We start from the raw sequence: 14,451 nt of genomic DNA, 5'->3' as shown, positions 1-14,451 counted from the left end.
GTCGGAGACGTGAGTCACACGCCGGCCGTGTTGGATCGCTGATAGGGGTGACTGCCGCGCCGGGTCGCGGTGGGGGTCGCGACCGGCGGACGAGCGACGCCCGGTACGGGCTCCGACCGGGCAGACACCGTCGGGGGAGTCGATCCCCGCCATCGCGGCGCACGATCGGTGCGATCACGGGATAATCGAGGTTCGAACACGTATATGTGTTTTTTCCTTATATTCCTGTGACGATCGCTTATTCTACTCATCTATTCGGACGATATCGACCGCATTCCGGGACAGACGCCCACAGCCGATCGACTCGCGCGGAACCGGCCGGTTTCGCGTGATCTCGCTGGGCGTGGCGCCGCGGTTTCGGAACCCTTATTTTTCCGTTCGGGAATGGTAAGACGCGCGCCGGGGTAGCTCAGCTGGCAGAGCGATTCCTTCGTAAGGAATAGGTCGAGGGTTCAAATCCCTCCTCCGGCTCTTCTGACGGAACACCGTGAGTGAAGAGCCGCGGGAGAATTTTGGATCGTGGGTGAAGCGATTCAGAGCGATCGCGATCCTCTCTTCACCTCCATTTTTTGCCACGTATCTCCCTCGTCGTTTCGTGTTTCCCTCCCGAGTCGATCATTCGTCCACAGAAACACGGAGTTTTGATTATAGTCTGTAAATAATATTAGGGGCGAATCTATACACTTCGGTAGCATACCGCACGATATGCGACCGGAATCAGACACGGACGGGCGAGAACTGTACGAGTGTTTCGAATGCGGCGAGCGCTCCGAGACGGGCGGCACCTGCGAGTGCGGCGGCGAGCTCCGACACCTCGGACGGTCGAGAGACCTGTAACGAGGGCGGGCGTCACGCCTCGTCGTCGGCGTTGTCGTCGTCGTTCGCCTCGCTGTTGTCGTCGCCGTCCGACTCGCCGTTGTCGGTCGTCGCGTCGTAGTCGGGGAGCGAGAGGACGTTCTCGCGGCCGAGTCGGAACCCGTCGAGGTCACCCTCGTCTCGGAGCCCCGTCACGACCTGACTCGTCTTGGCGGCGGTCCAGTCGAGCTCCTCGGCGACCTGCTTCTGTTTCATCCGACCGCCGTTGGCCTCGACGAGCCGGATCACCTGCTCTTCGTTGCTCAACAGGTCGTCGTCGATCGGCGGCGCCGAGTCGGACCCCTCGTCGGCGTCGGTCGCGGCCGCCGCGGGCCCTGCGCCCTCCGAGGCTTCCGCGTCGTCGGCGTCGGCAGCCGACTCGCTGACGGCCGCGGCCGGCGCGTCCGACGAGCGTTCGGGACCCGAACCGCCCCGCGGTCGACGCCGGTAGCCGATCGCCGCGACGACCGCCACGAGCAGGCCGACCGCGACGAACAGGACCGGGCCGGCGGAGCGGCCTTCCGGCTCGATCGCCACGCGCGGCTGACCTTCCGTGAAGTCCTTCGGACCCTGCCAGACGACCGCGCTGTCGCGGGTCTCGGTCGGCGACGGCGACGCCTCGCCGAGCCGGTAGCCGTCCTCCCACGAGACGATGAGCGACGAGGCCTCGTCGAGGAACAGCGCGTCGATCGCGTCCCCGACGACGAGCCGGTCGCCGTCGACGGCCGCGAAGTTGCTCCACTCGAACCGATACGTGAGGACGCCGTACGACTGGGGGAGCTCGCGCCGCTCGGCGGTCACCGTGACGTTCGAGACGGCCATCTCCCTGCCCGTCGCGTTCTCGGCCGCGCCGGCCGTCGCGTTCATCCGCTCGCCGAACCGCCCCGTGTACGCGTCCGGATCGGACTCTACGTCCGCGTGGAGTTCCTCGAAGGCCTGCTTCTCGTCGTCGCTCGCGAGACGGACCCGATACTGCGTCTCCCAGACCGCGTCGCCGTCGGGCTCGACCGAGATCTCGATCAGGACGTCGTCCGGGTCGACGTCCATCTGCTCGAAGCCGCCGGCCGGGACTCCGGCAGCGCTCTGTGCGGTCCCGATCGACGCGAAACCGGCGCTGGCGACGATCGCGATGACGACGAGGAGGAGCACCGTTCGCTGCACGAACGGACAGTTACGAGGCTCGGATAAATCGCTTCCCATCTCGCGAGTGAGGGCGGGTCGCGGTCGGACCGCTCGGCGCTCGCACGCGAGCGCCAGTCCGTCCGCTCGCGGTGACCCCGCGGCGCAACCGCACTGATTCCGGCCTATCCATCGATGCCGACGACGATCCGCCGGACGAGGTCTGTCCCGTCAGTCAACGGTCCGACGAGACGCTGCGCGACCGTACCGACGGCGTTCGCGGCGTCGGCACCGGGTCCGTTCCCGTTGCCGGCGCTCGCTCCGTCACTGCCGTCGCCGCCGTCACCACCGTCGGCAGGCGGAGACGAGTCGTCGCGCGGGGGCGTCGCGTTCCCGTCGTTGGCTCCGGTCCCACGGTCGCCGTCCTTGCTCGCGTTCGCGACGTTCCCGGCGTCGCTCATCGGACTCTCGACCGCGTTCGTCGAGTCGTCGGCGGCGTTCGTCGGCTCAGTCGCGTTGCCGGTGGCGTCCGTCCCGTTACCTCGGTCCGGCGGACCGCCACCCGCGTCCGGGTTGTCGCCCGTCTCCGAACCGTTGCCGGCGCCGGGTCCGTCGCCGCGATCGGGGCCCCCGCCGGTCCGAACGTCTTCCGGCGGCCCGCGCCGCTCGGACGCCAGCGGGCCGCCCACGTCGTCGCCGGCGACGCCGCGGGCGACGGCCGCGACCTCGGGGCCGCTCGCCTCGCTCGCCCGCTGGCGGACCTCGTTGAGCCGCTCCTCGTCGAGCCGGCGGTTCTCTCTCGCCGCCTGCGGGAGCTCGCGGGCAACGTCTGCGCTCCGGTTCGCCTCGCGTTTGATCGTCTCGGCCCGAGCGCCCGTCTCCGCCATCCGCGCGGCGAACCCGCCCTGACTCAGCTCTCCGGCGTCGCGGCGCTCGCGGAGCTCCCGCTGGCGCCGCTCGATCTCGGTCAATCGCTCCTCGGTCCCGTTCAGTCGCTCGGCGATCAGTTCGGCCCGTTCCTCGGGCGTCTCCGTTCGGTTGAGCGCGACCTCGAACGCCCGCGAGTCGACCTCGCCGGAGATCTCGGCCTGCTGGACCCCGATCACCCCGGAGAGGCGCTCGCCGGGGCTGATGTCGGTCCCGTTCGTCGTCTCGTTGCCCTCGCCCGTCTCGTTCGTCGCCGCCGGGTCGTCCTGCGCGACGGCCGTTCCGACCGGGCCGGCCGCGGCGATCCCGGCGACGCCGACCAACACGACCGCGACGGCGATGAGCGCGATCCCTCGGTTCATTACCTGACGGTACGCGACGTATCCCTATATAAACCGATCTCCGTTAAGCCGGATCAACGCGGATTAAACGCGGGACGGCGGCGGGAGAGAATTTCGCGGGAGCGACCGTCTCGGCTCAGTACGACTTCGCGAAGTACGCCGTCCGCTCGGCGTCGTCGTCGCAGATCGCGCAGGTCTCGTCGTGGTCTCCCTCGGCGAGGGGGTCTTCGTCCTCGAACGGGACCATCACGATTTCGGCGGCCATCGGTTCCTTGATCGGCTCCTCGCAGTCCTCGTCGCCGCACCACGGGGCCTTCACGTAGCCGCCGTGCTGGCCGAGCGTCCCGAGGATGTCTGCGCGGTCGTCGGCCTCGCGCACCTCGCCGTCGAGGGTCTCCTCGGCGGCGGCGTACAGCTTCGCGTACACCTCGTCGAAGTGGTCGCGGACCGTCTCGACGACCCCGTCGCGGTCCTCGACGACGCTCTCGCCGTCGGGTCGGTGGACGAGGGTGAGTTCGCCGTCCTCGACCTCGTGGGGGCCGATCTCGATCCGGAGCGGGACCCCGTTGAGCTCGTGTTCGTTGAACTTGAACCCGGGGTTGCGCTCGTCGCGGTCGTCGAGTTCGACGCGGACCCCCGCGTCGTCGAGGTCGTCGGCGACGCCCTGGGCGTACTCCAACACGTCGTCTTTCGTGTCCTCCTGCCAGATGGGGACGACGACGACCTGCTCGGGGGCGACGCCGGGCGGGAGCACCAGCCCCTGCTCGTCGGAGTGGGTCATGATCAGCGCGCCGAGCGCGCGCCACGAGAGCCCCCACGAGGTGGTGTGCGCGAGCCGCTCCTCCTCGTCTTCGTCGGAGAAGGTGATGTCGAACGCCTCGGCGAACGACTGCCCGAGGTGGTGAGAGGTGCCCGCCTGCACCGATTTGCCGTCCGGCATCAGCGCCTCGACGGTCGTCGTCGTCTCCGCGCCGGGGAACTTGTCGTGGTCGGGCTTTTGCCCCTTCAGCACGGGCATCGCCAGCAGGTCCTCGTAGACGGAGGCGTACTGGTCGAGACGGGTCATCGTCTCCTCCCACGCGTCCTCCCTGGTCGCGTGCGCGGTGTGGCCCTCCTGCCAGAGGAACTCCTTCGTACGGAAGAACGGCTTCGTCTCCGTCGCCTCCCAGCGCACGACCGAACACCACTGGTTCACGCGCAGCGGGAGATCGCGGTGGCTCCGCACCCACTGGCTGATGTACGGCGTGATGATCGACTCGGAGGTGGGTCGGACCGCGAGCCGCTCTTCGAGTTCCTTGTTGCCCGCCTCGGTCACCCACGCGACCTCGGGGTCGAACCCCTCGACGATGTCCTTCTCGCGTTCGAGGTACGACTCGGGGATGAACAGCGGGAAGTAGGCGTTCTGGACCCCGGTGTCCTTGAACTTCGCGTCGAGGAACCCCTGCAGTCGCTCCCACACCGCGTACGCGCGGGGGCGGGTGACGATGAACCCGCTCATCCCCTCGGGGCCGTAGTCCGCCAGCCCCGCCTTCTGTACGACCTCGGCGTACCACTCGCCGGTGTTGTGTGACTTGGACTCGGTGATGCCGAGCTCCTGGTCGTCGTCGCTCATTGTCCTGTGAAGGGTGGGTCGCGTGCTTAAAACGTCCGAAGCCGTGCGGCCGCGTCTCGAATCCGAAACCGCCTCGTCGGCTCGTCGGCCGCCCGCCGGGTCGTTTCAAACCGCCGGAACACGGAGAAACGTTAACCCCGTCCGGGCGCCTACGCCCGGTATGGACCTGACGGGGCTGCGTCGGCACACGCCCGAGGAGGTGACCCGGGCACGTCGCGAGGCCGCCGTGCTGGCGCCCGTCATCGAACGGGACGGCGAGGCCCACCTGCTGTTCACCAAGCGCGCCGCCCACCTCGGGAGACACCCCGGACAGATGAGCTTCCCCGGCGGCGGCCGCGAGCCGATCGACCGGACGCTGACCGACACCGCGCTCCGCGAGGCCGACGAGGAGGTCGGCATGCGCCCCGACGAGGTCGACGTGGTCGGCCGGCTCGACGACACCCGGACCTCCTCCGCCTACCGGATCCGGCCGTTCGTCGGCGTCGCGCCCGACCGCGAGTACGTCCCGGACGAGTCGGAGGTCGCCGAGGTCGCGGTGCTCCCCGTCAGCGGACTGATCGACCCCGCGAACTACGAGACGGAGCGTCGCGTTGGCCACCCGGAGTACGGCGATCACCGCATCCACTTCTTCCACATCGACGGATACACCGTCTGGGGCGCGACCGGCCAGATGGTCGTACAGCTCCTCGAGCGGACGACCGACTGGCGCGCGCCCGAGGAGGTCGATCGGGTGGTCGGGGCGGACGCGGAGCTACCGATTTAAACGGTTGGAAGTAAGTCGATGACAGAATTCTCCGAATCGACGGTCACTCACTTATAAGTAACCGACGGCCGGCTCCGCCGCCGTTCGCTTATAACTGACTGAGTCGCTCGCCTCACTCAGCGGGTTCGACTTCCAGCCGCAGAGCCACGGGCGCGCCCTCGGCGAGCGCGGTCACGAGGTCGCGGTCGAGGTCCGCGGCGGCGCCGTCGCCGTCGACGAAGATCGTGCGCTCGTCGTCGGTGTAGTCGCTCGTCCGACCGACCATCGATCGATCGTCGAGGAGGGCGAGTCCGGGGTCGCCGCGGCCGACGATCTCGTCGACGTGGGCGGGATCGCCGGTGTCGACCGCGTCGTCGCCCGGCTCGCCGACCGCGAACGTCGCCGTGATCGTCGCGGCCGCGTCTCGGCACGCGTCGCGGAACGCGGCCGAGAAGTCTCGGGGCGCGCGGTCCGCTTCGACGCCGACGATGCAGTCGCCGGCGGGGGTGAGCCAGTCGTCCGTCGTGATCTCGACGGTGCTCGCGTGCTCGGCGGTGACGTGCTCGTGGCCGACGGCGCGGACGAGCTCGACGAGGGGGTCGTCGCCGGGGTCGCCGGCGGACTCGGCGTCGTTCGGATCGGCGCTCTCGGCGTCGCTCATGCCACCTCGGTCCGCGGCGCCGCGACAAGTGCCCGTCGCTTCAGACGTCGGCGCCCTCGGCGAGCGCGGGGATCAGTCGGGCGGGGTTCTTCGCGAGCACGCGGCGCATCAGGTCTTCCGAGACGTCGAGGGTGAGCACCTCCATCACGCCGACGTTCGGGTGCACGTCGGGCGCGCCGGACCCGAAGAGGACGCGGTCGGGGTGTTCTAAGACGCCGCGTTCGAGCACCTCGCGGTACCGCACGGCGCTCGTCTCGACGTACAGTCGGTCGTGCTCGTCCAACAGGTCGAGCGTCTCGTTCATCAGGTCCGCGTCGAGGGGGTAGCCGCCGAAGCTGGCGAGCACGATCGGCACGTCGTAGCCGAGCAGCTCGCGCTCGACCGCTTCCGGCGGGAACTCCCTGCCGGCGTGGACGATCACGGGGAGGTCTGCGTCCTCCAGCCGGGTGAGCACGTCCTCGTTCGGGAGGCCGTCGGCGTGCGGAACGAGGGTGAACCCGTGGAACCGGTCGTCGTAGGAGTACTGCTCGACGTCGTCGGGGCGGGCGTGGTGGTCGTCGCGCTCGGCGCGGAGGTTCTTCACTGCGGAGAGGGGACCGCTTCCCGGGTCGCGGGGGCCGTTGAGACGAGCGAACGCGACGAACGGGCGGTCGATCGAGAGGCGCGCGACCGCGTTGTTCGCGCGGAGGTAGCTCCGTCCGGGCGCGCGCCGCCCCGGGCTCGCGACCGCGCGGACGACGCCGGCCTGCAGCATCTCGCGTTCCAGCAGCTCGGGAGAGATGTCCCGTCCGTGAGTCGCGACCGACGACTCGTCGGGGTCGAGCGTCGCGCGGGTGTCGACGATCCGGAAGTCGTGTTCGAGCCCGAGCATCTACCGGCCCGTCTCGGGCGATCCGCATGTGCCTGTCGGTCTCACCGTCGCTCGCTGAGCCGCCGTCTACCGCCTCCACGCTCCCCGTTCACCGCCCTCACGGGCCAGCGGTCGAGACGATCTTCACCACGTCGCCCTCCGAGAGATCGTGACCCTCGCCGATCCGGCGCGAGGAGCGCGCGTCGACGGCGTGGAGATACCCCTCGCCGATATCGGTGTGAACCGCGTAGGCCAGGTCCGGGGGAGTCGCCCCCGTCGGAAGGAGGAACGCGTCCGGGAGGACGTTCCCGGTCCCGTCCGTCCACTTCGAGGCGTCCTGCACGGGGTAAACCGTGATCCGGTCCAGCAGGTCGTAGACGGCCGCGTTCAGCGCGGTCTGGACTCCCGTGCCGCCGTGCTCGTCCATCGCGCCGCGGATCGCCTCCAACCCCTCACGTTGGCCGTCCGAAACCTCGCCGACCACGTCGAACGTCTCGTCGCCCGGATCGTAGTCGAGGACGCCGGCCTCCGCGGCGCGGCGCAGGGCGAGCTCCCCGTCGGCCGTGGCGGGAACGACCGGCTTGTCCGTCCCCTCGCGGAGCCGGTCGACCGCCCCCTGGGGAGCGGCGTCGACCTTGTTGGCGACGACGACGATCGGCTTGGTCCGACGCCGGATCGCCCGCGCGAGATCCTCGCGGTCGGCGTCGGTCCACGCCTTCGGATCGTCGGGGTACTCCAGATCGCGGAGGACCGCCGTCACGTCGTGTTCGGTCGCGCCGAATCCGGTCAGCAGGTCGGTGACCGCCGCCTCCAGGTCGAAGTCGGGCGAGCGCGACTGCCGCTCGACGCTCTCCCAGTTGCGGTCGACGATCCCCGCGAGCCACAGGTCCATCTCCTCCTCGACGAAGTCCACGTCGTCGAGGGGATCGTGCGCACCGACCTCCACGGGCTCTCCCTCCGCGTTGGTCGCGCCCGAGGCGTCGACGACGTTGAGCACCACGTCCGCGTTCGTCAGCTCGTCGAGGAACTGGTTGCCGAGCCCCTTTCCCTCGTGAGCGCCCGGGACCAACCCGGCCACGTCGAGGAGTTCGACGGGGACGTACCGCTTCCCGTCGCGGCAGTTCTCGTTGCCGCAGCGCTCGTCGCGGTCGAGGCAGGGGCACTCGGTGCGGACGTGTGTCACGCCGCGGTTGGCGTCGATCGTCGTGAACGGGTAGTTGGCCACGTCGACGTCGGCCATCGTGGCGGCGGTGTAGAAGGTGGACTTGCCGGCGTTCGGCTTGCCCGCGAGCGCGACCGTGATCATACCCGACGGTCGCAGCCGCGCGAAAAGCGCCTTTCGGTCGGACTCCGGGAGGCGACCGACAACGGATCCACTATGCAGTTGCGGTGGCGCGTGCCGACGAGCGGCCAGCGGCCGCGAGTCGCACGCGCGAGGGACGCGGTGAGCGCTCGGAGAGCGCGAACCGCGAGGCTGGGGAGGCGTGAGGCTGCGGTGTGTGGGTGGTGGGACTCAAAGGGACAGTCGCGATCACGTATTGCCGAGCGGCTGGGGCTTTGGCGGTGTTTATCGGGAAACGGTCGATCACGTATTGCCGAGCGGCTGGGGCTTTGGCGGTGTTCACCATCGCTCTGCCAGCAACGACTTATAAGCAATCAACCGGTGGCTCGAACCCAGTCAAGACCGATCCGCCGCCAACAGCAGTTTAAAAGCTCACTTCCGAGCGACGATTCGGAGCACGTCCTCGTCGGCCAGTTCGTGCCCCTTTCCGACCTGCTGGTCGTCGTGTTTCGCGCTCGGCCCCGACACCCGCGCGAACTTGAACCGCTCGTCGAACTCCCCGCCGATCTTCGTGCAGGCGTCGCCAACCGTGTCGCCCTCGAAGAGGACCAGCGGCTCCTCGTAGTCGACGCCGCGGCCGGGCTTGTCCATGTAGATGCGGATGAGCCCGAGCTCCTCCCAGAGCCGCTCTTTGAGCCCGTCGAGCCCGAGCTCCTCCTCGGCGGAGATGAACAGCACGTCGTCGGGGTCGAGGTCGCGCTCGCGGAGCTCCTCCTTGACTGTCGGGAGGTAGCTCTTGTCGATGAGGTCCGCCTTGTTCACGGTGACCATCGAGGGGAGGTACTCGCGGTTGTCCATCACGGCGTCGACCAGCTCGTCGATCGTGAGGTCGTGGGGGATCGTCACCTTCGCGTTGACGTAGCCGTACTCGCGGAGCACCTGCTTGACGGTGTCCTCGGCGAGGCTCACGTCGTCGCTCATCGTCACCCCGATCCCGTCTTTATGCGTCTTCCGGATGTTGATGTTCGGCGGCTCCGTGTCGAGACGGATGTTGGTGTTGTACAGCTCCTCGCGGAGGCGATCGTACTGTTCGATCTCGAACACGGAGAGCATGAACACGACCAGATCCGCGGTCCGGACGACGGAGAGCACCTCCTTGCCGCCCCCGCGCCCGCCCGCGGCGCCCTCGATCAGCCCCGGAACGTCGAGGATCTGGATGTTCGCGCCGCGGTACTGCAGCATACCGGGGTTGACGTCGAGGGTCGTGAACTCGTAGGAGCCCACCTCGCTGTCGGCGTTGGTGAGGGCGTTGATGAGGGTGGACTTCCCCACGCTCGGGAACCCGACGAGCGCGACCGTGGCGTCCCCGTGTTTCTCGACGGCGTACCCGTGGCCACCGCCGGCGGAGGACTGGTTCTCCAGCTTCTCCTTCTTCTCCGCGAGCTTCGCCTTCAACCGCCCGACGTGGGCCTCCGTGGCCTTGTTGTAGGGCGTGTTGGCGATCTCCTCGCGGAGGTCCTCGATCTCGTCCTCCAGTCCCATTGGCGTACAGTCGGCCGCTCGGCTCGTTAAAGTTGTTCCTTCCGCCTCGCGGCCGCGTCATCCGTTCGCGATCCGATTTTCAGCGAGCGCTCCGCGGCTCGACGCGCGACACGCCGCTGCCGACGCGGTCGAAGGGGTCTGGCTCTATTCGGCAATTTTTCGACACGATTATATCGGCTTACCGCGACGGACGACACGTCGAATGCCCGATCCGTCGAGCCTCCGTGACAGCACGCAGATCGTCCTTCCGCGACGTGCGCTCGACGGGCTGCGAGACGGTGTCTGCGAGCAGTTCACCGTGACGGTGGTCGAAGGCGACGACCACTACCGAATCATCGGCAGTCCCGTCGAGATCAAGGCCGCGAGCGACTTCCTCGCCCGAAACGGCGTCGCAGTCGCCTGACGGTCCGTACGAGGAATTCGAAAAGGGGCCTGTCCCTACGAGACGGCGATCCACGCCGAAGCTGACGGTCTTTACTCGGAGTCGAGGGACGAGGATAATGACCCCGGGCGGGGTGAAACGTCCCGCCCGACCGAGCTACCCGACGATGCCGATGAGCAACTCGACCGCGATGAGCACGAGGAACACGAGCCCCGACGCGAACGACCCGGCAGCGACCCCGTGGGCGTTCCCGAGACCGCGGCCGCGGGCGCCGAAGTAGGCGCCGAGGAAGACGAAGCCAGTCAGCAGGAGTCCGACAGCGGCGTACACGGCGGTGAGGAGGCTTCCGGAGAGCCCTTCCGACAGTCCGAAGTTGCCGACGGCGAGGAGCGCGACCGCGCCGATGCCGACCGCGATGGCGACGAAGGTAACGGCCCAGGTCACCGGCTTCCGGGCGATCTCGCCGAGGGTCCCAGTTATCGCGTCGTACCTGCTGGTCGATCCGGCGCCGGGAGCGGTGCGCTTCCCGCCGATCTGCGCGACGGCGACGAAGGTGGCCACGACGAGCAGCCCCATCAGTGCCGTGCTCAAGAGCGTGAGTGAGACCATAGTGAGTTCGTTGTTAGCCGGTCCGTTCCCGCGTACAAATAGCCTTCGTATGTTCCGCCGATCGGCTCCGCGTCAGTCCGTCGAGTCAGCTTACCGCTGTCTTACGGTGCGCCCGCGGGCACCTCCCCCGAGAGACGCCGTCACTCTGACTGCCAAAGGATGCGTGCCTCGATCGGTTCACACAAGAGTTAACTGCGCCTTCGCTAAGGAGGGTACAAGAGCAGAGAGACGAACATGATAGATTCACTTATCCTGCAACAGGGGAGCGGCTGGCGCGCACAGGCGGAGGTCTTTGACGAGATCTTCTTCGTCTTCCTCGCGTTAGGAACCCTCGTCGGCACAATCGTCGTCGCATACACGCTGTGGAACGTGTACAAGTACCGCGATGACGGTAGCGAGCCGAAGGAGGACTTCGACGCGCCGGAGGTCGGCGAGCTCCCGACGGGACAGGGCGGTCCGAAAGCAAAGAAGCTCTTCCTGTCGTTCGGGTTGAGCGCGATCGTCGTCATCAGCCTCGTCGTGTACGCGTACGGTATCCTCCTCTACGTCGAGGAGGGACCGGACGCCGACGGAGACAACATCGAGATCACGGTCGAGGGGTACCAGTACGGCTGGGACTACGAGTACCCGAACGGCCACACCGAGACCGGTGAGCTGATCGTTCCCGCCGACACGCGGATCGACATCGCGGTGACCTCACGAGACGTGTGGCACAACTTCGGCTCGTCGGAGTTACGGATAAAATCCGACGCCATCCCCGGAGACACCAACACCAACTGGTTCTCCGTCAGTTCCGAAGAGGTCCAAGCGCAGGGCGGTGAGGCGACGTACATGGTCGAGTGCTTCGAACTCTGCGGCCCCGGCCACTCCGCGATGAACGGACAGATCACCGTCATTCCCCAAGACGAGTGGGAAACCTGGTACGAGGGTACCGGCGGTAACTCCTCCAACGTGGAGGGTGGCGCGAGTGTCAATGGCGCCGCAAACCTCAATGGCGCCGCCGTCGGAGGTGTGAGTGCATGAGCGAGCTTCCACCGACGACCTCCGTCAAGCGCTGGTTCGTCACCACGAACCACAAGGACATCGGGATTCTCTACACCATCACCGCGCTGTTCTTCCTGCTTTTCGGCGGGGTGCTCGCGCTGTTGATCCGCATGCAGCTGTGGGACCCGACGAGCCAGATCCTCTCCGGGCTGGCGTACAATGAGGCCGTCACCGCACACGGGCTTATCATGGTGTTCTGGTTCCTCTCACCGTTCGGGTTCGGCTTCGCGAACTACTTCGTTCCGCTGCAGATCGGTGCCGACGACCTCGCGTTCCCCCGCTTGAACGCGCTGTCCTACTGGATGTATCTGTTCTCCGGCATCCTGCTGGGGATCAGCTTCTTCCAAGGCGGGACGCTCGACGCCGGATGGACGATGTACGCTCCGCTCAACATCCCGATGTACACGCCGAGCATCGGGTCGACCGGGGCGGTGCTCGCGCTGTTCATGTTCGTCGTCGGCATCACGGCGTCGACGGTGAACTTCCTCACGTCCATCCATCACTCCCGCGCCGAGGGGATGGGGATCATGGACATGCCGATGTTCACCTGGTCCATGCTCGCGACGGTGTGGATGATGCTGTTCGCGTTCGCGGCGCTGCTGGCGGTCGGGCTAATCCTCGCGTCCGACCGCGTGCTCGGGAGCGTCTACTTCTCCGCGACAGAAGGGGGATCTCTGCTGTGGGGCCACCTCTTCTGGTTCTTCGGTCATCCGGAGGTGTACATCGTCTTCTTCCCGGCGCTGGGCGTGATGTTGGAGCTGTTCCAGACCTTCTCCGGACGGCGGCTCGTCGGTCGGAAGTGGGTTATCATCGCCATCTGCCTGATCTCCGTGCAGTCGTTCCTCGTCTGGATGCACCACATGTTCCTGACGACGATCAACCTGGAGATCAAGACGTTGATGATGGCGACCACCATCGGGATCTCGTTACCCTTCGACCTCGTGGTGTTCTCGCTGATCTACACCCTCATCAAGGGTCGCATCCAGTTCACGACGCCGTTCCTCTTCGCGTTCGGGGCGCTGCTGCTGTTCATCCTCGGCGGCATCACCGGGGTGTTCCTCGGCGCGATCGTCCTCGACTACGAATTCCGCGGCACCTACTGGGTGGTCGCACACTTCCACTACGTGATGTTCGGCGGCGCGACGGCGCTGTTCGGCGGGGCCTACTACTGGTTCCCGAAGGTTACCGGGAAGATGTACGACGAACTGCTCGGGAAGCTCCACTTCGTGATCTTCTTCATCAGCTTCAACATGGTCTACTTCTCGATGTTCCTCGGCTGGGAGACTCCCCGCCGGGTGTTCGAGTACAACCCCGAGTTCCAGATCTACCACCAGTTCGGGACGATCGGCGCGTTCGTCCTCGGACTGTCCTTCTTCATCATGTTCTACAACTTCGCGAAGTCCTACGTCTCCGGCGAACCCGCCGGCGACAATCCGTGGGACTACTCGCGGACCGCGGAGTGGGCGGTCTCGTCGCCCCCGCCGCTCGAGAACTGGCCGAACCGCCCCTCGTACGCCTCCGGTAAGCTGGAGTTCGTGAAGGACTACGTGCCCGACGGCGGCCCGGCGGTCAAGGCCGACGGCGACGGCAACGCCGCGACGGACGGCGGCGACACTCACGAAGAGCACATCTCGGAGTACCCGTACTGGGATAAACACCCGAGCCACGCGAGCATCTGGCCGTTCGCGCTCTCGCTGGCGCTCGGAATCATGCTGCTCGGTCTCTCCGGGTTCAGCGAGTCGGTCACCTTCGTCCTTGGCGAGACGGTGGCCCAGACGAGCGTCGAGATCGCGAACCCGATCTACCCGATACTCGCCGTCGTGGGACTGATCGGGCTGATCTGGACCGGCGTGAAGTGGGGGCTGCAGGACTTCTACGCCCCGCCCACCGAGTTCGCCGAGCGATGGCCCTTCGAAGGCGTCGAGAAGGTGAAGCTGGGGATGTGGTTCTTCCTCGCCTCGGACGTGATCGTCTTCGGCGCGTTCCTCTCCGCGGCCATCTTCGTCCGGTATAACGCCGGCTGGATGACGTGGGAGCCGCTGACGGAGTCGCTTCCCGGCCTCATCAACACGTTCGTGCTGATCACCTCCTCGTTCACGGTGATCCTCGCGCTGGTGGCCGCTCACCGCAAGAGCCGGCAGGGGCTACTCGCCTCGCTCGGCTCGACGATCGCGCTCGGCTTCGTGTTCCTCGCGATCAAGATGTGGGAGTGGAACCACGAGATCTTCGACCGCGGCGTGACGATCAACGCCAATGCCCACGGCGATCCGGTCCAGGCGTCGATCTACTACGTGACGACCGGACTCCACGGGATCCACGTGGTGATCGGTCTCCTGATCGCCATCTTCCTGTTCGTCCGGGCGTATCAGGGCCACTACCTTGACGACGAGCGGCCGATCGAGTACTTCGGCCTCTACTGGCACTTCGTCGACATCGTCTGGGTGTTCATCTTCCCGCTGTTCTACCTCTTCTGAGGTAGCGGCGG

Annotated in this window: 13 protein-coding genes and 1 tRNA gene; 6 read left to right on the top strand and 8 right to left on the bottom strand. The window is 67.0% G+C overall.

Annotated elements, in window-relative coordinates; translation table 11 throughout:
- Positions 1–398 precede the first annotated feature (398 nt).
- Together FGL94_RS01485 and FGL94_RS01480 are read left to right on the top strand one after the other, a co-directional pair.
- Positions 399–471 (top strand) — tRNA-Thr (locus FGL94_RS01485).
- A gap of 234 nt (positions 472–705) precedes the next feature.
- Positions 706–837, top strand: coding sequence for a rubrerythrin-like domain-containing protein (locus FGL94_RS01480; protein WP_144920261.1), 132 nt, complete (start codon positions 706–708; stop codon positions 835–837).
- Between the two features lie 12 nt (positions 838–849).
- On the opposite strand, the gene FGL94_RS01475 is transcribed toward FGL94_RS01480, so the two are convergent.
- The 3 genes from FGL94_RS01475 to proS form a co-directional block, all read right to left on the bottom strand.
- Positions 850–2,016 carry a helix-turn-helix transcriptional regulator gene (locus FGL94_RS01475; RefSeq protein WP_144920259.1) on the bottom strand — a complete coding sequence of 389 codons (1,167 nt, stop codon included), beginning with the start codon at positions 2,014–2,016 and terminating at the stop codon, positions 850–852.
- Positions 2,017–2,159: 143 nt separating this feature from the next.
- Positions 2,160–3,263 (bottom strand): hypothetical protein, encoded by a 1,104-nt coding sequence (locus FGL94_RS01470; RefSeq protein WP_144920257.1) that lies wholly within the window; start codon positions 3,261–3,263, stop codon positions 2,160–2,162.
- A 115-nt stretch (positions 3,264–3,378) separates the two neighbouring features.
- A complete protein-coding gene (gene proS / locus FGL94_RS01465) occupies positions 3,379–4,854 on the bottom strand; it encodes a proline--tRNA ligase (protein WP_144920255.1) in 1,476 nt (491 codons plus the stop codon).
- A gap of 160 nt (positions 4,855–5,014) precedes the next feature.
- Between proS and FGL94_RS01460 the strand changes: the two genes are divergently transcribed.
- A complete protein-coding gene (locus FGL94_RS01460) occupies positions 5,015–5,617 on the top strand; it encodes an NUDIX hydrolase (RefSeq protein WP_144920253.1) in 603 nt (200 codons plus the stop codon).
- Between the two features lie 112 nt (positions 5,618–5,729).
- Here FGL94_RS01460 and FGL94_RS01455 read toward each other — a convergent pair whose 3' ends face one another.
- From FGL94_RS01455 to FGL94_RS01440, 4 genes are all read right to left on the bottom strand, one after another.
- Positions 5,730–6,257 carry a DUF371 domain-containing protein gene (locus tag FGL94_RS01455; RefSeq protein WP_144920252.1) on the bottom strand — a complete coding sequence of 176 codons (528 nt, stop codon included), beginning with the start codon at positions 6,255–6,257 and terminating at the stop codon, positions 5,730–5,732.
- Positions 6,258–6,297: 40 nt separating this feature from the next.
- Positions 6,298–7,128 (bottom strand): amidohydrolase family protein, encoded by an 831-nt coding sequence (locus tag FGL94_RS01450; RefSeq protein ID WP_144920250.1) that lies wholly within the window; start codon positions 7,126–7,128, stop codon positions 6,298–6,300.
- Positions 7,129–7,225: 97 nt separating this feature from the next.
- Positions 7,226–8,413 (bottom strand): redox-regulated ATPase YchF, encoded by a 1,188-nt coding sequence (locus tag FGL94_RS01445; protein WP_144920248.1) that lies wholly within the window; start codon positions 8,411–8,413, stop codon positions 7,226–7,228.
- Positions 8,414–8,821: 408 nt separating this feature from the next.
- Complete coding sequence (locus FGL94_RS01440; RefSeq protein ID WP_144920246.1) at positions 8,822–9,931, bottom strand: OBG GTPase family GTP-binding protein; 1,110 nt, start codon at positions 9,929–9,931, stop codon at positions 8,822–8,824.
- Positions 9,932–10,133: 202 nt separating this feature from the next.
- Between FGL94_RS01440 and FGL94_RS01435 the strand changes: the two genes are divergently transcribed.
- Positions 10,134–10,334: a VNG_1110C family protein gene (locus tag FGL94_RS01435; RefSeq protein WP_144920243.1), complete on the top strand. Its 201-nt coding sequence runs from the start codon at positions 10,134–10,136 to the stop codon at positions 10,332–10,334.
- 135 nt (positions 10,335–10,469) lie between these two features.
- On the opposite strand, the gene FGL94_RS01430 is transcribed toward FGL94_RS01435, so the two are convergent.
- Entirely contained in the window at positions 10,470–10,922 is a 453-nt protein-coding gene (locus tag FGL94_RS01430; protein ID WP_144920241.1) for a hypothetical protein, read from the bottom strand.
- 234 nt (positions 10,923–11,156) lie between these two features.
- On the opposite strand from FGL94_RS01430, the gene coxB reads away from it, so the two are divergent.
- Together coxB and FGL94_RS01420 are read left to right on the top strand one after the other, a co-directional pair.
- Entirely contained in the window at positions 11,157–11,945 is a 789-nt protein-coding gene (gene coxB / locus FGL94_RS01425) for a cytochrome c oxidase subunit II (RefSeq protein WP_144920240.1), read from the top strand.
- Entirely contained in the window at positions 11,942–14,440 is a 2,499-nt protein-coding gene (locus FGL94_RS01420; protein ID WP_144920238.1) for a cbb3-type cytochrome c oxidase subunit I, read from the top strand. The genes coxB and FGL94_RS01420 overlap by 4 nt, the downstream gene beginning before the upstream one ends.
- Positions 14,441–14,451: the final 11 nt, after the last annotated feature.

The organism is Halorubrum salsamenti (assembly GCF_007671685.1).
GTDB classification, from domain to species: Archaea; Halobacteriota; Halobacteria; order Halobacteriales; family Haloferacaceae; genus Halorubrum; species Halorubrum salsamenti.
This window is presented reverse-complemented; position numbering and strand designations above follow the sequence as displayed.